Below are 15619 nucleotides of genomic sequence, written 5' to 3' on the forward strand. Positions count from 1 at the left end.
TCGTGTTGGCGTGACAACATATCACAGCTCCCGCTGCGCCCCCCTGGGGTGTTTGTTGGTTTTTGTTGCTCTCGCGCCCCCCCCCCCCCGCGCGCGCCCCCCCCCCGCGACTGAAATGGTCACTCGCCGAGCGGGTTGAAGACTGGCGGTCGCCCGAACGTGGGGGCTGTGTGCGGTGCATCCGTGCGACTTCGATCAGGCTGGGCGTCGATTGAATGGGGAAGATATGGCGCGCCCGCCCGCTTTGAAGCTCGCGGAAGTATTGGCGGAGATCCGTATGAGTCCGTCAGCCTTTTACCGACTGCGGTCGCGGGGGCAAGCGCCTCGAATGATCAAGCTGCCGAACGGTGAACTCAGGTGTCGCCGTGCAGATTTGGATGCCTGGTGGGAGGCTTGTGAGAGGGATCCTGACAATTGGCGCTGAGCTACAAGGTCCGATTCTGGGAGATACGAGAGCGTCCCGGTCGGCGGAGCCGATTCCAGGTCAGGTGGACCGTCAGTGGGCGCGAGTGGTCCGAGTCGTTCGCCGCCTACGCGCTCGCTGAGAGCAGGCACGCGAAGCTGCTTACTGCAGCACGGGAGGGCGAGCCTTTCGATGAGGCAACCGGCCTGCCGGCCTCCGAACTTCGGGCCATCAAGCAGCGCACCACCTGGTACGACCTCGTTCACGAATACATCGACCAGCGCTGGGAGCGCACACCAGGAAATACCCGCCGCACCCTGGCCGATGCGTTCGCGACCGTCACACCAGCCCTCGTGCAGCCCGGTAAGACCTTTGCCGAACCGCGGGTACTGCGGCGCGCCCTGTACTCGTGGGCGTTCAACAAGAACGCGTGGGCGCGCGAGCCTGACGAGGAGTGGCGGAGTGCCCTGGACTGGATGAGGCGGAACTCGTTGCCCGTCGGGGCTCTCGCTGATGCTGACGCGCTGCGCAGGGCTCTCGACGCCTTGGGGCGGAAGCTCGATGGCAAGGTGGCGAGCGCGAAGACAGCCCGGCGCAAGAGGTCTGCCTTCAGCGAGGTACTCAACACCGCCGTCGAGAAGGGGTACTTCGCCCAGAACCCTCTTCATGGGATCAAGTGGAGCCCTCCGCAGGTCAACGAGGAGGTAGACCCGGCTTCCGTACCCAACCCCACGCAGATCACTCGCTTGCTCGACGCCGCCGCTGGCCTGCCCGGACGTGGACCGCACCTGGTGGCGTTCTTCGGCTGCATGTACTTCGCGGCCATGCGGCCGGCGGAGGTCATCCATCTCCGGATTGAGCAGTGCCACCTGCCCAAGTCGGGATGGGGGATGCTGAATCTGTCCGGGGGTGTCGTCACCGCCGGCAAGGAGTGGACGGATGACGGCAGTGTGTACGAGGTTCACTCCCTCAAGCGACGCGCAGCCACCGCGACGCGTCCTGTCCCGATCCCGCCGCAGTTCGTCCGCATGCTTACCGCCCACATAGAGAGGTTCGGCGTGGAGCCGGACGGCCGCCTGTTCCGGAACCGGGAAGGGAACTATGTGGAGGCATCGGCCTACGGCCTGACGTGGGCGCGGGCCAGGAAGCATGCTTTGACGCGCATGGAGCTTGCCTCAGGCCTGGCCAAGCGGCCGTATGACCTCCGCCATGCCGGCATCTCCTTCTGGCTGTACTCCGGTGTGGATCCGGCCGAATGCGCTCGCAGAGCCGGTCAGAGCATCGAGGTCCTCTTCCGCTTCTACGCCAAGTTCCTGGACGGCGTTCGAGAGCAGGCGAACCGTCTCATCGAGCAGTCCATGGAGGAATGGGACCGTGTCAGCCGGGGTGTCACACCCTCAGCCGGACCGGACTTGGACCGGAAATAGACCGGAAGAGCTGGTCAGGAGTGGGATGGCAGTGGGAGAAACTGGGAGTTACACCGCATAACCTATCTCGCGCTGGCCGACGCGACCGGTGGGCGCCTGCCTGGGTAAAAGCCCAGGTCAGGCGCCCTTTCTTGTGCCCCTAGAAGAAGCCGAGCTTCTTCGGTGAGTACGACACCAGCAGGTTCTTCGTCTGCTGGTAGTGGTCCAGCATCATGCGGTGCGTCTCGCGGCCGATGCCCGACTGCTTGTAGCCGCCGAAGGCGGCGTGGGCCGGGTAGGCGTGGTAGCAGTTTGTCCAGACGCGGCCCGCCTGGATCGCGCGGCCCGCGCGGTAGGCGGTGTTCGTGTCGCGGGTCCAGACGCCCGCGCCGAGGCCGTAGAGGGTGTCGTTGGCCGTGCGGATCGCGTCGTCGAAGTCGGTGAACGAGGTCACCGCCACCACCGGGCCGAAGATCTCCTCCTGGAAGACCCGCATGCGGTTGTCGCCCTCGAAGATCGTCGGCTGGACGTAGTAGCCGCCCGACAGTTCGCCTCCGTGTTCCACGATCTGGCCGCCCGTCAGGATCCTCGCGCCCTCCTTCTGGCCGATCTCCAGGTACGAGACGATCTTGGCGAGCTGGTCGGCGGAGGCCTGGGCGCCGATCATCGTGTCCGTGTCCAGGGGGTGACCCGGGACGATCTTCTCCGTGCGAGCGACCGCCGCCTCCAGGAAGTCGGCGTAGTGGCCTCGCTGGACCAGGGCCCGCGAGGGGCACGTGCAGACCTCGCCCTGGTTCAGGGCGAACATCGTGAAGCCTTCGAGCGCCTTGTCGCGGAAGTCGTCGTCCGCCGCCCACACGTCGTCGAAGAAGATGTTGGGCGACTTGCCGCCGAGTTCGAGGGTGACCGGCTTGAGGTTCTCCGATGCGTACCCCATGATCAGCCGGCCCGTCGACGTCTCCCCCGTGAACGCGATCTTCGCGACCCGCGGGCTGGAGGCCAGCGGCTTGCCGGCCTCCTCGCCGAAGCCGTTCACGACGTTCAGGACACCCGGCGGCAGCAGGTCCGCGACCAGGCTCAGCCAGAAGTGCACCGAGGCCGGGGTCTGCTCGGCGGGCTTGAGCACCACCGCGTTGCCCGCGGCCAGCGCCGGGGCCAGCTTCCAGACCGCCATCAGGATCGGGAAGTTCCACGGGATGATCTGCGCGACCACCCCCAGCGGCTCGTGGAAGTGGTAGGCCACCGTGTCGTCGTCGATCTCGCTCAGCGCGCCCTCCTGGGCCCGCAGCGCCCCCGCGAAGTAGCGGAAATGGTCGATCGCGAGCGGGATGTCCGCGGCCAGGGTCTCCCGCACCGGCTTGCCGTTGTCCCAGGTCTCGGCGACCGCGAGCGCCTCCAGGTTGCTCTCCATGCGGTCGGCGATCCGCAGCAGGACGGCCGCCCGCTCCGCCGGCGCCGTCCGGCCCCACACCGGGGCCGCCGCGTGCGCCGCGTCGAGGGCGCGTTCCACGTCCTCGGCGGTGCCGCGCGCGACCTCCGTGAAGGGGCGGCCGTCGACCGGACTCGGGTTCTCGAAGTAGCGGCCGGCCGCCGGGGCGACGTACGCGCCGCCGATCCAGTGGTCGTAGCGTGCCTCGTACGACATGAGCGCGCCCTCGGTACCGGGTGCGGCGTAACGGGTCATGGGCTTGGCCTCCCTGGGGCGCGCCGGCCGTCCCTGGCCGGCGCTCATGCCCGAGTGTGCGGACCCGTACGTTGCAAGCCCGTTGCACCGGCGCACAGTTCCGCCTCCAGGGAGTCCAGCCTCGCCCGTACGGGAGGAAGCCGGTCCGCCGGTACGGCCCCGCAGAGGGCCCGCCAGACCACCACGTCGTCCTCGCCCCACGTGCTGTACGCCCAGTCCGCCAGCAGCCCCGGATCGCGGCGATCCACCAGGGCCGCCCGCAGCCGGTCCGCGAGTCGCTCGCGCAGCCGTACGACCCCGGGCGCCGCCGACGCCGGGAGCAGCGGGCCCGCGTAGTCCCCGGCCGCCGCCGCGACGGCCCCCGAGGCGAGCCTCCGGTCGACCGTCGCGAAGTCCGCGTCCACCGCCCCGGCCAGCCGGTACGGCCGCGACCTCAGCACGTCCGGCCCGAGCAGTGCGCGCAGCCGCGACAGCTCCGCCCGCAGGGTCACCGGGGTCACCGACTCGTCCTCGTACAGCAGCGTGAGGAGTTCGTCGCCGCCCACCCCCTCCGGGCGGTGCGCGAGGACCACCAGGATCTCGCTGTGGCGGCGGCTCAGCCGCAGCCTCCGCCCGCCCACCGAGAGCTCCGCCTCGTCCCGGCCCAGCGCCGACAGCCTGAGCCGTCCCGGCTCCGGGGCCGGACCGAGCAGCGCCAGCTGCGACTCGGCCGCGCGCGCCACCGCCTGGACGAAACCCAGGCTGTGCGGGTGCGCGAGTCCCTCCCCGCCGGTGATGTCGACCGCGCCGAGCAAGCGCCCGCTGCGCGGGTCGTGGACGGGAGCCGCGGCGCAGGTCCACGCCCGTACCGGACGCCGGAAGTGTTCCGCGGAGACCACCTGGACGGGACGGTCGACGGCCAGGGCGGTCCCGGGCGCGTTCGTCCCGGCCGCCGCCTCCGACCAGCGGGCCCCGGCCACGAAGTTCATCCTCCCGGCCGCGCGCAGGGTGCCCGGATGCCCCTCGACCCACAGCATCCGCCCGGCGGCGTCGCACACCGCGAGGAGGTGCTCCCCGTCCGTCGCGTACGCGCCCATCAGCTCCCGGATCACCGGCATCGCCCCGGCCAGGGGGTGCGCCTCCCGGCAGGCCGCCAGCTCGTCCTCGTCCAGTTCCACCCGGGCCGCCCCGTCGGGGCTCACGCGCGCGCGTACGGAACGACGCCAGGACTCGGCCACCAGCGGACGAGGCCGCCGTGCACGGGGCTCCTCGTCACGGACCTGCTTCCCGTCACGGACCTGCTCCTCGTGACGGACCTGCTCCTCGCCACGGACCTGCTCTTCGTCACGGACCCGTTCCTGCCCACGGACCCGTTCCTCCCCGCGTACCGGGGCGGACCCGGCGCCCCGGTACGCCGTCGGCGCCCGTCCTGTCCGCGGCTCCCCGGCCACCCACGCATCGCTCAACTCGGCCTCCTCGTCGAGGTCGTTCCGGCCCGTCGCGCTCATCGTGGTGCGCTCGGGTGCCGCCGACAAGCTCCCCCGCACCCCGGCATATGCACCCTGTCCGGGACCGGCCCCCGACCCCTCACGTAGAGTGGGGCCCGGGCCGTGACTGGCGCTTGAGGTGGATCACCACCGGGGAGCGGCCCGGCGGAGCGCGCCCTCGCGGCGCGACCGTGCCGATGCCGTGCGCCTGGGCGAGAAACCGGTCAGACACGACGCCCAGGAGCTCCCATGTCCACCAGCACCGCCACCCTCATGGACGGCACCGCCCTCGCCCGCCGCACGGTCGAGGAGACCGCCGCCCGCGCCGCCGAGATCACCCGCCGCACCGGCGTCACTCCGTGCCTCGCGACCGTCCTGGTCGGCGCGGACCCGGCCTCCGTCACGTACGTGAAGATGAAGCAGAACCGTTGCGCGAAGGCCGGAATCCGGTCCAAGCACGTGGAACTGCCCGCGGAGACGACGACCGAGGAGCTCGTCGCCGCCGTCACCGCCCTGTCCGAGGACCCCGAGGTCCACGGCATCCTGCTCCAGCACCCGGTCGGCCCGCACATCGACGAGCGCGCCGCCTTCGAGGCCATCGCCCCCGAGAAGGACGTCGACGGCGTCACGATGGCCTCCTTCGCCGCCATGGGATTCGGTCTGCCGGGCTTCGTCTCCTGCACGCCCGGCGGCATCATGCGGCTCCTCGACGCGTACGACGTCGAGCTGAGCGGCAAGCGCGCGGTCGTCGTCGGCCGCAGCGCCATCCTGGGCAAGCCGGCCGGTCTGCTCCTCCTCGGCCGCGACGCCACCGTCACCTACTGCCACTCCCGCACCAAGGACCTCTCCTCGGTGGTCCGCGAGGCCGACGTCCTCGTGGCCGCCGTCGGCAAGCCGAACTTCATCAAGGGCGAGGACATCAAGCCGGGCGCCGTCGTCATCGACGCCGGCTACAACCCGGGCAACGTCGGCGACGTCGACTTCGTCTCGGCCGCCGAGCGGGCCTCCCTCATCACCCCGGTCCCCGGCGGTGTCGGCCCCATGACCATCGCCGTGCTCCTCGCCCAGACGGTCGAGGCCGCGGAGCGCCTGCTCGGGCTGTAGGCAGCGGTGACGGGGAGGCGGCGGTGACGGGGGAGCGGCGGTGGCGGTGGCGCGCGCGGTCGGCGAGGGTCACGATTCCGTACCTGCCGGGCCCGACGGCCGGTGAACGCTGGCACCGTGGCCGCCGAACGGCGAACCTGGACCCTGTGCCCCACCCGCCGACCGACATCCCGCCGACCGACACCCCCGCGCCCGGCGGCCCCCGCGCGGGCGACACGCCCGGACCGCCCGCACCCGACCGGGCGAGCCCCTCGCCACGCCCGCCCGGCCCCGGGTCGGAGTCGGCGTGGTCGGCCCGCCTGGTACGGCTCGGCGCGCCCCGGCCCGGGCCCGCGGCCCGGCGCGCCCGGTGGTTCGGAGTGCCGCTCGTCCCGTTGCTGACGGCCGCCCTGGTGGCCGGCGCGTTCCTGACCGCCCGGGGCGGCCAGGAGGGCGGCGGTCTCGCCGACGGGCGAACGGGCGGGGACCCGGTCGCCGTGCCGTCCCCCGTCGTCACCAGCGGTACGGGACCGGCCGCCCCCACCGCGACCGACGGAGCGGGGACGGCCGACACGCCGACCGCGGGAACGCCCTCGCACTCCCCGACCACGGGCGCCACGCCGACGCGCACGGCGCCGGGGGACCGCGCGGTCCGGCCGCAGGACAGCACGTCACCGACGCCGCGCCGGTCCCGGAGCACCGGCCCCGCGGGCGGTACTCCCTCGAACGCCGGCACACCCTCCGGCCGCCCGACGGAAGACCGGCGCCCCGTGCGGCCGGTCTCCTTCGAGGCGCTGCGGGTCGGCGAGTGCTTCGACATCGACCGCGACGCGCCGGGCACCGCCCTCCGGCGGCGCTGCGACACGCCGCACCACGCGGAACTGGTGGCGCGGCGCCGCCTGGTCGGCACCCTCGCCACCGATCAGGCGGTGCGCGAGGCGGCCACCGTCCTCTGCCGCGAACCGCTCCGCCGCAAGGCCGCCCGGCAGCCGCTCGGCACGCGCTGGGCGACCTTCGTCCAGTACCCGTACCGGACGAGCCACCTCCTCGGCGCGGACACCGTCGCCTGCAGCCTGGCGACCACCTCCGGCACGCTCAGCCGCCGGCTCCAGTAGTCCCGGCGGCGAACGCCGTCGCCAGGGCCGCCGCCGGGTCACGGTCCGCCGGACCGGCCGGGGACCAGCGCGCCCCGGCCTTCACGTACGGCCACCAGCGTCCGTCCTCGCCGAGCCGTAGCTGCGCCTCCGCGCCCATGACCGTCCACCGCGCTCCGCCCGCGCGCCGCAGCACGGGCCGGTCGCCGTCGTCCCAGGCCTCGGCGAGCCGGACCCCGGCCCGGTCGATCGCCTCGGGCTCCGGGGTCCACTCCTCGTCCAGTACGGCGAGGGCGTCGGAGCCTCCGAAGCGCCACGCGCGCGTGGCCAGGTCCAGTTCCGCGCGCGACCTGCCCGAACCGGAGGCGAGCCGCGCCGCGACCCAGGGCACGGGAGCGCCCGCCGCGAGCCGGACCGCGTCCTGAGGGACCGTCAGCCGTGCCTCCGCCGCCTCCTTCGTCGGTTCGCCCGCGCTGTCGGCCCCCGTCAGGGCGCCCAGCAGCCGCTGCGCGCGCGCCGCCGCCTCGGTGGCGAGGAATTCGAGGGCAGCCGGATCGACCCCCGGCTCCGGCGGGGTGTCGGTGTCCAGGGACGGCGACCGCCCCGGCGCCGCCGGGACGACGGGGGGAGCGGGCAGCGGCGGCACCAGGAACCCCGCCGCGAACACCTCCTCCGCCGACACTCCGGGCATGTCGCCGGGGCTCTCGGGACCGCCTTCCGGCGTGCCGCCCGGCTCGGCCCCGCCCCGCGCGGACGGCGCGGCGGCCCGCGCGGCACTGCGCGTCTGCAACTGCTCCAGGAGGGTGCGTTCGCCGCGTCCCCGCATCAGGAGGAGGACGAACGGGTCCTCGTCGAGGAGACGGGCGACCTGGTAGCAGAGCGCCGTCGTGTGCGGGCAGTGGTCCCACGCCTCGCAGCCGCACTCCGCTTCGAGGTCCCCGACGCCCGGCAGCAGGTCGAGCCCGGCCGCCGCCGCGTCCTCCACCAGGTGCGGCGGCATGTCGCGGTCGAGCAGCGCCGCGATGTGCCCCGCGCTGTCCACGGCGATGTCCAGGAGCCGCTCCCACTGCTCCTCGGAGAACTCGCGCACCAGCACGTCACCGCGGTACGACGTGCCGTCACGGTCCTTGACCATCGCGGTGATCCGGCCTGGCCGCACCGAGACGGCTCCCACCGCTCCCGCGCGCGCGTGCCGCCGTCCCGCCTTGAGCTGCTGGAGGTCGAGCGCCGAGTCCTCCAGGGCCTTCAGCCAGGCCCGTCCCCACCAGGTGCGGGTGAAGGCGCCGCCGAGCGCCGGAGGCAGCGCCTCGAACGTCCGCTGCTCGTCCCCGTGGCCGTGCCGGTGGTCGTGCTCCTGTCCGTATCCGCTCATCGTCCGTCCCCTCGCAGTCGCACCAGCTCCGCCAGTTCGGCGTCGGTCAGTTCGGTCAGTTCGGGCGGGGTGTCCCCGCCGCCCCCGAGGACGCTGTCCGCCAGCTCGCGCTTGCGGTCGAGCATCGCGGCGATCCGGTCCTCGATCGTGCCCTCGGCGATCAGCCGGTGGACCTGCACCGGCCTGTCCTGCCCGATCCGGTACGCGCGGTCGGTGGCCTGGGCCTCCACGGCCGGGTTCCACCAGCGGTCGTAGTGCACGACGTGCTCGGCGCGGGTGAGGTTGAGCCCGGTACCCGCGGCCTTCAGGGAGAGCAGGAAGACCGGGACCTCTCCGGCCTGGAAGCGCGCGACCATCGCCTCGCGCTCGGCGACGGGCGTGCCGCCGTGCAGGAACTGCGTCCGCACGCCCCGGCCCGCGAGGTGTGTCTCCAGGAGCCGGGCCATCCCCACGTACTGGGTGAAGACCAGGGTGCACGCGCCCTCGGCGAGGATCGTGTCGAGGAGCTCGTCTAGCAGTTCCAGCTTGCCCGAGCGGCCCTCGATCCTCGGCCGTTCCTCCTTGAGGTACTGGGCGGGGTGGTTGCAGATCTGCTTGAGGCCCGTCAGGAGCTTCACGACGAGGCCCCGGCGTGCCATGCCGTCGGCCTCGGAGATCGCCGCCAGCGTCTCCCGCACCACCGCCTCGTACAGACCGGTCTGTTCCGGCGTCAGGGAGACGGTCCGGTCGGTCTCGGTCTTCGGCGGCAGCTCGGGGGCGATGCCGGGGTCGGACTTGCGCCGGCGCAGCAGGAACGGGCGTACGAGCGCGGCGAGCCGTGCGGCGGCGGCCGGGTCCCGTCCGCCCTCGACGGCCGAGGCGAACCGGGTCCGGAAGGCGCCGAGACCGCCGAGCAGCCCGGGCGTGGTCCAGTCGAGGATCGCCCACAGCTCGGAGAGGTTGTTCTCCACGGGCGTGCCGGACAGCGCCACGCGCGCGCGTGCGCCGATGGTCCGCAGCTGTCGGGCCGTCGCGGAGTACGGGTTCTTGACGTGTTGTGCCTCGTCCGCGACGACGAGTCCCCAGGTCCGGGCGGCGAGCCGCGCGGCGTCCAGTCGCATCGTTCCGTAGGTGGTGAGCACGAAGCCGCCGTCGGGGAGCTCCTCCGCGTCTCGTGCCGCACCGTGGAAGCGGCGTACGGGCGTGCCGGGCGCGAACTTCTCGATCTCCCGCTGCCAGTTGCCCATCAGCGAGGTCGGGCACACGACGAGGGTGGGCCCCGCCGTGGCCGGGTCCGCCTGGCGGTGCAGGTGCAGGGCGATGACCGTGATCGTCTTGCCGAGTCCCATGTCGTCGGCCAGGCACCCTCCGAGCCCGAGCGACGTCATCCGGTCGAGCCAGGCGAGCCCGCGCAGCTGGTAGTCGCGCAGGGTGGCGGCGAGCGCCGGTGGCTGCGTGATCTCCGGCCGGTCCCCCTCGGGTCGGGCGAGCCTCTCCCGGAGCCGCTCCAGCCAGCCCGTGGCGGCCACCTCCACGGGGCAACCGTCGATCTCGGTCGTGCCGGTGAGGACCGCCGAGAGGGCGTCCACCGGTGTGACCTTGCGGTCCTGCTCAGCCCGTGCCCGGCGCACCTCGGCCGGATCGACGAGGATCCAGCGGTCGCGCAGCCGGACCAGGGGCCGGCCGGCCTCCGCGAGCCGGTCGAGCTCGGCCCGGGTCAGCTCGTGGTCGCCGACGGCGAAGCGCCAGTTGAAGGCGAGCAGTGAGTCCGCGGCGAGGAAGGAGGGCAGCGCGGAGGCGCGGGCGGCGTCACCGTCGCCGCCTTCGCCGCCGGGCTCGCCCCCCTCAGGGCCGGCGCTCCCGTCTCCGGTACGGAGATCCGCCCCGGCTCCCGCCGGGCCGATCACCGCGCGCGCGGTGAGCCGGTCGGCGAGCTCACGTGGCCAGTGGACCTGGACGCCCGAGGCGGCGAGGGCGTCGGCGGCCGGCCCGAGGAGTTCCGCGAGCTCCTCGTCGGCGAGTTCGACGGTGTCGGGCACGGCCGCCGACAGGAGCGGGGACAGCGGCGGCCAGGCACGGGCGGCCCGCCGCAGGGCGAGCAGGGCGTCCATCCGGGCCCGGGGGCCGAAGGAGGCGCCCGCCCGGCCCGAGCCCGCCCAGACGTCCGCCGCGTCCGCGACCAGGGTCGGGTCGGCCACACCGTGCAGCTGGAGCACCGCCCGGAAGGCGGGCGCCTCCGGGGACTCCGCGGTGAAGCATGGCAGTTCGAGGCGGAGCGAGAGCCTGACCCCCGCGTCGTACACCGCCGCCACGTCGGCGGCCCAGGCGCGCTGCTCGGGCACGGTCTGCGGTGCGTCGGCCGCGAAGGCGTTCCCGCCGGCCGCGAGCGGTGCCGCCGGGGTGCGGGGCAGCGTGTCGGCCACCGCGTCGGCGAAGGCACGCAGCAGCGCCTCGGGCTCGGGCAGCAGCAGCGGTTCGTCGAGGGGCGGGACGACGGCGTCGCGAGTGGACTCGGGAAGGGGGAGGGGAACCGCGTGCGCGGCGGGCGGCATCGAGGCGGCGAGCGTGCGGAGTTCGGCCAGTTCCCCGGGGCCGAGCGGCCCGACGCGCCAGGCGTCGTGGTCGGCGGGGGTGAGGCCGGGCAGCAGCAGGCCGCGCGCCACGAGGTCCAGGGACAGGAGGGAGGCGGCGCCCCAGAAGGCTGCGGCGGGGGAGGCGTCGTCCGAGAAGCGGGCCCGGGCGAGCAACGGCAGGGCGTCCCGTACGGAAAGGGCGAGGGCGGGGACGGTCACGGCCTGGCGGCCGTCGCCCTCGACGACCGTGAGCGCGGCGTCGGCCGCGGTGGCCCCGTCGGCGGCCGGCAGTGGTTCGCCGTCCGGGGACCAGAAGGCGAGCCGTCCGGCGCGCGGCGGATCGGCGGGCAGGAAGACGACGGAGTGACGGGAGAGTTCGAGTCCGGGGGAGGGTTCCCGGGCGGGTTCGCGGGCCGGTTCATCGGATCCGTGCGAGAGCGACAACGCATTCCTCAAATTTGACTACCTGGTGACCGAATCGCCGAGGATACCTCGCGACGCCGAGGGACGCGCACCGATTCAGGGTGATCCACGCCACACCGCCGTGGCTCTCGCGGAGGGGTGGGGTTCGCCCCACCCCCACCCCCCGGCGCGCCCCCGGCGGTGGACGGGTGGTGACGCCATGGCCCCGGACGATCACGGATCCGTAGGTTCTCGGTAGGCGCCCACCGACCCCACCGACCGACAGAAACCGGAGCCCGTCATGTCCCAGGCCACCGTCCTGCCCCCGGCCGCCGCACCCCTCGCGGCGCCCGCCCGCGCCCGGGGCACCAGCGAGTTCAGCCCGCTCCTGCGGACGGTCAGGGAACAGGGCCTCCTCGAACACCGGCCCGGCTGGTACGCCCGCGGCATCGTGGTCAACCTCCTCGGCATCGCCGCCGTCGCGGCCGGAATCGCCCTGATCGGACCCTCCTGGTGGGCGCTCCTGATGGCCGTCCCCCTCGCCCTGTTCTCCGCCCGCGCCGCCTTCGTCGGTCACGACGCCGGCCACGCCCAGATCACCGCCGACCGAAGGACGAGCCGGATCCTCCAGCTCGTCCACGCCAACCTGCTGCTCGGCATGAGCCGGGAGTGGTGGAACGACAAGCACAACCGCCACCACGCCCACCCCAACCACCTGGACAAGGACCCGGACGTCGCCGCCGACATCCTCGTCTTCGCCGAGCACCAGACGGCGGGCCGCGCGGGCCTGCGCGGCTTCCTCACCCGCCACCAGGCCTGGCTGTTCTTCCCGCTGACCACGCTGGAGGGCATCGCGCTCAAGGTGTACGGGGTCCAGGCCCTGCTCGCGAAGGACGGTCCCTGCCGGACCCGGCGCGAGCGGCTCGTCGAAGGCGCGCTGCTCCTCGCCCACTTCGCGGGCTACGCGACCCTGCTCCTCACGCTCCTGACGCCCGCCCAGGCCCTCGTCTTCGCCCTCGTCCACCAGATGCTCCTGGGCGTGCACCTCGGCATGGCCTTCGCCCCCAACCACAAGGGCATGGACCGGCCGGACGAGCACGAGGACGGCGACAGCTGGGGCCACCTGCGCCGTCAGGTGCTCACCTCGCGCAACATCCGGGGCGGCGCGCTGACCGACTGGTTCCTCGGCGGCCTCAACTACCAGGTCGAGCACCACCTCTTCCCGAGCATGCCGCGCCCGAACCTCCGCCTGGCCCAGCCCGCCGTCCGGGCCCACTGCGCGGCGCTGGGCGTCCCGTACACGGAGACCGGATTCGTGGACTCGTACCGCCAGGCCCTCGGCCATCTGCACGAGGTGGGCGCTCCGCTCCGCTCCGAGGCCGCCGCGTAGGGTCGTACGGCGAGGCGCGATGTGATCATCGCTCCGGGCGGCGGTGCACCCGCCGTACGGAGCGGCGGAGAAGGGGAGCTCACACCATGAGCGGCGGCACAGTCACCACGGTCAGCAGCAACGGCACGTACTCGTTCACCAAGCCCAACAGGGACGGCATCACCCTCCTCGCCGGGCTCGGCGTCGAGGGCGACGTCCACGCGGGGGTCACCGTGAAGCACCGGTCCCGCGTGGCGCAGGACCCCACCCAGCCCAATCTGCGGCAGGTCCACCTGATCCACGCCGAACTGTTCGACGACGTCGCGGACGCGGGCTTCGACGTCGCCCCCGGCGACCTCGGCGAGAACGTCACGACCCGGGGGATCGACCTCCTCGCCCTGCCCACCGGCACCCTCCTGCACCTCGGCGCGGAGGCCGTCGTCGAGGTCACCGGTCTGCGCAACCCCTGCGCGCAGATCGACGACTTCCAGCACGGACTGCTCAAGCAGGTCGTCGGCCGCGACGAGAACGGCGACGTCGTGCGCAGGGCGGGCATCATGGGCGTCGTTCTCACCGGTGGGAAGGTGCGGCCCGGGGACCCGATCCGGGCCGAACTCCCCACCGGGCCGCACCGCCCGCTGGAACGGGTCTGAGCGTCCGGGCGCTCATCCCTCCAGAGCGCAGGAGTTGACCACGTCACCGCTCGCGGGCCGCGCGACGGTCCGGTCCGCGGGTGGCGCCGTGCCCTCCTCGACCCAGCGCGTCAGGGCGTCGAACGCGGAGCGGTAGCAGGGCAGGATCGGCCGCAGCCTGTCCGGATACGTGTCGTACAGGCCGTCCGTGTGCGTTCCGTCCTGCACCCTGTAGTACCGGTGCAGGGCGCCCCGGCCCCGCCCGTCGATCATCCGCGCGTACACGTCGGAGTCGGTGGCGATCGGCAGCAGGGTGTCGAGGTCGCCGTGGAGCGTGATGAGCGGCTTGCCGATCCGCCCGGTGAGCGCCACCTTCGCGACCGCGCGGTGCACGGACGCCGGCCGGGAGGCGTAGTCGTACGAGGCGTCCGAGGCGCAGGGCGCGAAGATCTCCTCCACCGTCCCGCCGGCGGTGGAGCCGGGGCAGGCCGGGTCGTACGCGGGGTCGAACTCGGCCCGGAAGAGCTTCTGCGTCAGGCCCCAGTAGGCCTTCTCGTGGTACGGCCAGAGGAAACGCGAACCGGGCGCGAAGCCCGCGGCGATCAGGTCCTCGTCGGTGGCGAGGCCCCGGGTCCTGGCCACCGTCACGGGCAGGCTCGTCAGGAGGTTCGGGCCGTGTGCCGTCCACAGCACGCCCTCCCAGTCGACCCCGCCGTCGTACAGCTCCGGCCGGTTCTCCAGCTGCCAGCGCGTCAGGTAGCCGGCGTTGGAGATCCCCGTCATGTACGTGCGCTCCGGCGCCCGGCCGTAGCGCTGCCGCACGACCTTCTTCGCGGCCCGCGTCAGCTCGGTCACCCGGCTGTTCCACTCGGCGACCGCGTCGCCGGGTCTCCGTCCGTCGGTGAAGAAGTCCGGGCCGGTGTTGCCCTTGTCGGTCGCGGCGTAGGCGAAGCCCCGCGCGAGCACCTGGTCGGAGATCAGCGCGTCCGTGGAGTACTGGCGGCGGCTGCCGGGGGACCCGGTGACGACGAGCCCGCCGTTCCAGTGGTCGGGCAGCCGGATGACGAACTGTGCGTCATGAGCCCAGCCGTGGGTGGCGTTGAGGCGGGACTCGTCGGGGAAGTAGCCGTCGATCTGGACACCGGGCACTCCCGAGGGATTGCGGGTCCCCTTCGCGGCGAGCCCCGCCTGGTCCGCCATGTCGGTGTACGGCGTGCCGGCGAGCCCGGCGGTCGTCAGGTCGTCCAGACAGGCGGACTGGTGACGTTCGGCGCCGGGCACGTGGACCCGGTCCTGGCGCGCGCAGTGCGCGGCGGCCGGCGCGTCGGCCCCGGCGGGGCTCGCGGGGCCGAGGACGGTGACCCCGGTGAGGAGCGCGGCGAGCAGGGGGACGCCTGGGATCAGGCGCATGATGAGCCTCCGGTGGGACGACGGAACGGGGGGTGAGGCGCCACATCGTGCGACGCGTCACCACCGCCGGGCCATGGTGTGGAACCACACCACGAGCCGTTGTCCTATGTCGCCCTGGGCGGAGCGGGGAGCGGAAGGGACGGGGAGGCCCTTCAGGACGGGCGCACCGCCATCGCGTCGAGCGCTTCGAGGAGGGCGGGCAGCCTGGGGCCCCGCGTCACGGGCAGCACTTCGCGCGGCATCGCGTCGAGGAGGACGAACGCCATGTCGTCGGTCCTGGCCACGAGCGACCAGCCGGGGCCGTCCGCGCGCAGCATCCCGGCGTCCGCGCGCACCCGGCCCACCGGCGGGGGATCCTCCAGGTACCCGCGCAGCTCCTCCAGGACCTTCTGGGGGCCGGTCTTCGGGGCGGGGGCGGCGGGGGTGGCGTCGGCTGGTGCTGGTGCTGGTGCTGGTGCGGCAGGTGTGGCGTCCGCGTCGGCGAGTGCGGTACGGCCGCCCTCACGGTTCGCGTCGCCCACCCGGGCCCTCCAGGTGTCCCAGTGGAGTGCCACCTCGTCGGCACCGAGCCGGCGCTGGGCCGGTCCCCATTCCTCGCCCGAGGGCGGCGTCAGGGGAGCGGGGTCGCCCTCCTCCGGCTCCGGGTCGTGCGGGGCCGGTACGCCGGGGGCGACGGTCGCCACGGGCAGGGGCCAGCCCGGCAGCCCGGCGACCACCGAGCGCTCGTCCGGGGAGAGGTCGTAGGC

11 protein-coding genes, 1 pseudogene and 1 riboswitch are annotated in these 15619 nt (G+C 73.4%); of the genes and pseudogenes, 6 read left to right on the plus strand and 6 right to left on the minus strand.

Going from position 1 to position 15619, the window contains the following annotated elements:
- The first annotated feature begins 226 nt into the window (after positions 1 to 226).
- Together ACFV2S_RS06670 and ACFV2S_RS06675 are read left to right on the plus strand one after the other, a co-directional pair.
- Positions 227 to 424, plus strand: a complete 198-nt coding sequence (locus ACFV2S_RS06670; RefSeq protein WP_229902150.1) for an AlpA family transcriptional regulator — start codon at positions 227 to 229, stop codon at positions 422 to 424.
- Positions 415 to 1830, plus strand: a complete 1416-nt coding sequence (locus tag ACFV2S_RS06675) for a tyrosine-type recombinase/integrase (protein WP_385554835.1) — start codon at positions 415 to 417, stop codon at positions 1828 to 1830. The genes ACFV2S_RS06670 and ACFV2S_RS06675 overlap by 10 nt, the downstream gene beginning before the upstream one ends.
- 139 nt (positions 1831 to 1969) lie before the next feature.
- Here the strand turns inward: ACFV2S_RS06675 and ACFV2S_RS06680 are convergent, their stop codons facing one another.
- Complete coding sequence (locus tag ACFV2S_RS06680; RefSeq protein WP_385554836.1) at positions 1970 to 3493, minus strand: aldehyde dehydrogenase family protein; 1524 nt, start codon at positions 3491 to 3493, stop codon at positions 1970 to 1972.
- A gap of 44 nt (positions 3494 to 3537) precedes the next feature.
- Positions 3538 to 4980 (minus strand): GAF domain-containing protein, encoded by a 1443-nt coding sequence (locus tag ACFV2S_RS06685; protein WP_385554870.1) that lies wholly within the window; start codon positions 4978 to 4980, stop codon positions 3538 to 3540.
- A gap of 92 nt (positions 4981 to 5072) precedes the next feature.
- Positions 5073 to 5180: riboswitch (ZMP/ZTP riboswitch) on the plus strand.
- 28 nt (positions 5181 to 5208) lie between these two features.
- Here ACFV2S_RS06685 and ACFV2S_RS06690 point away from each other — a divergent pair.
- Positions 5209 to 6063, plus strand: a complete 855-nt coding sequence (locus ACFV2S_RS06690; protein WP_385554838.1) for a bifunctional 5,10-methylenetetrahydrofolate dehydrogenase/5,10-methenyltetrahydrofolate cyclohydrolase — start codon at positions 5209 to 5211, stop codon at positions 6061 to 6063.
- Between the two features lie 146 nt (positions 6064 to 6209).
- Complete coding sequence (locus tag ACFV2S_RS06695) at positions 6210 to 7157, plus strand: hypothetical protein (RefSeq protein ID WP_385554840.1); 948 nt, start codon at positions 6210 to 6212, stop codon at positions 7155 to 7157.
- Here ACFV2S_RS06695 and ACFV2S_RS06700 read toward each other — a convergent pair.
- Both ACFV2S_RS06700 and ACFV2S_RS06705 read right to left on the minus strand, forming a co-directional pair.
- On the minus strand, positions 7138 to 8508 hold the full coding sequence (locus ACFV2S_RS06700) for an SWF or SNF family helicase (protein WP_385554841.1): 1371 nt from the start codon (positions 8506 to 8508) through the stop codon (positions 7138 to 7140). The genes ACFV2S_RS06695 and ACFV2S_RS06700 overlap by 20 nt on opposite strands.
- The gene (locus tag ACFV2S_RS06705) at positions 8505 to 11504 is read right to left on the minus strand and encodes an SNF2-related protein (RefSeq protein ID WP_385554843.1); all 3000 of its coding nucleotides are present in this window, start codon (positions 11502 to 11504) and stop codon (positions 8505 to 8507) included. The genes ACFV2S_RS06700 and ACFV2S_RS06705 overlap by 4 nt, the downstream gene beginning before the upstream one ends.
- A 259-nt stretch (positions 11505 to 11763) precedes the next feature.
- Here ACFV2S_RS06705 and ACFV2S_RS06710 point away from each other — a divergent pair, with 259 nt between their 5' ends.
- Positions 11764 to 12852 (plus strand): fatty acid desaturase family protein, encoded by a 1089-nt coding sequence (locus ACFV2S_RS06710; protein ID WP_385554845.1) that lies wholly within the window; start codon positions 11764 to 11766, stop codon positions 12850 to 12852.
- Between the two features lie 86 nt (positions 12853 to 12938).
- Complete coding sequence (locus ACFV2S_RS06715; RefSeq protein ID WP_385554847.1) at positions 12939 to 13484, plus strand: MOSC domain-containing protein; 546 nt, start codon at positions 12939 to 12941, stop codon at positions 13482 to 13484.
- Positions 13485 to 13496: 12 nt separating this feature from the next.
- On the opposite strand, the gene ACFV2S_RS06720 is transcribed toward ACFV2S_RS06715, so the two are convergent.
- Both ACFV2S_RS06720 and ACFV2S_RS06725 read right to left on the minus strand, forming a co-directional pair.
- Positions 13497 to 14873 (minus strand): tannase/feruloyl esterase family alpha/beta hydrolase, encoded by a 1377-nt coding sequence (locus ACFV2S_RS06720; protein WP_385554849.1) that lies wholly within the window; start codon positions 14871 to 14873, stop codon positions 13497 to 13499.
- A gap of 152 nt (positions 14874 to 15025) precedes the next feature.
- Positions 15026 to 15619 (minus strand): annotated as a pseudogene (locus ACFV2S_RS06725) (hypothetical protein); the annotation flags it as partial.

The organism is Streptomyces sp. NPDC059695, from assembly GCF_042733785.1.
Lineage (GTDB): Bacteria > Actinomycetota > Actinomycetes > Streptomycetales > Streptomycetaceae > Streptomyces.

What these genes read in the sequence shown, in the direction of transcription:
- ACFV2S_RS06670 (WP_229902150.1), top strand. Translation starts at nt 227, where the DNA reads ATGGCGCGCCCGCCCGCTTTGAAGCTCGCGGAAGTATTGGCGGAGATC.
- ACFV2S_RS06680 (WP_385554836.1), bottom strand. Translation starts at nt 3,493, where the DNA reads ATGACCCGTTACGCCGCACCCGGTACCGAGGGCGCGCTCATGTCGTAC.
- ACFV2S_RS06685 (WP_385554870.1), bottom strand. Translation starts at nt 4,980, where the DNA reads ATGAGCGCGACGGGCCGGAACGACCTCGACGAGGAGGCCGAGTTGAGC.
- ACFV2S_RS06690 (WP_385554838.1), top strand. Translation starts at nt 5,209, where the DNA reads ATGTCCACCAGCACCGCCACCCTCATGGACGGCACCGCCCTCGCCCGC.
- ACFV2S_RS06700 (WP_385554841.1), bottom strand. Translation starts at nt 8,508, where the DNA reads ATGAGCGGATACGGACAGGAGCACGACCACCGGCACGGCCACGGGGAC.
- ACFV2S_RS06710 (WP_385554845.1), top strand. Translation starts at nt 11,764, where the DNA reads ATGTCCCAGGCCACCGTCCTGCCCCCGGCCGCCGCACCCCTCGCGGCG.
- ACFV2S_RS06715 (WP_385554847.1), top strand. Translation starts at nt 12,939, where the DNA reads ATGAGCGGCGGCACAGTCACCACGGTCAGCAGCAACGGCACGTACTCG.
- ACFV2S_RS06720 (WP_385554849.1), bottom strand. Translation starts at nt 14,873, where the DNA reads ATGCGCCTGATCCCAGGCGTCCCCCTGCTCGCCGCGCTCCTCACCGGG.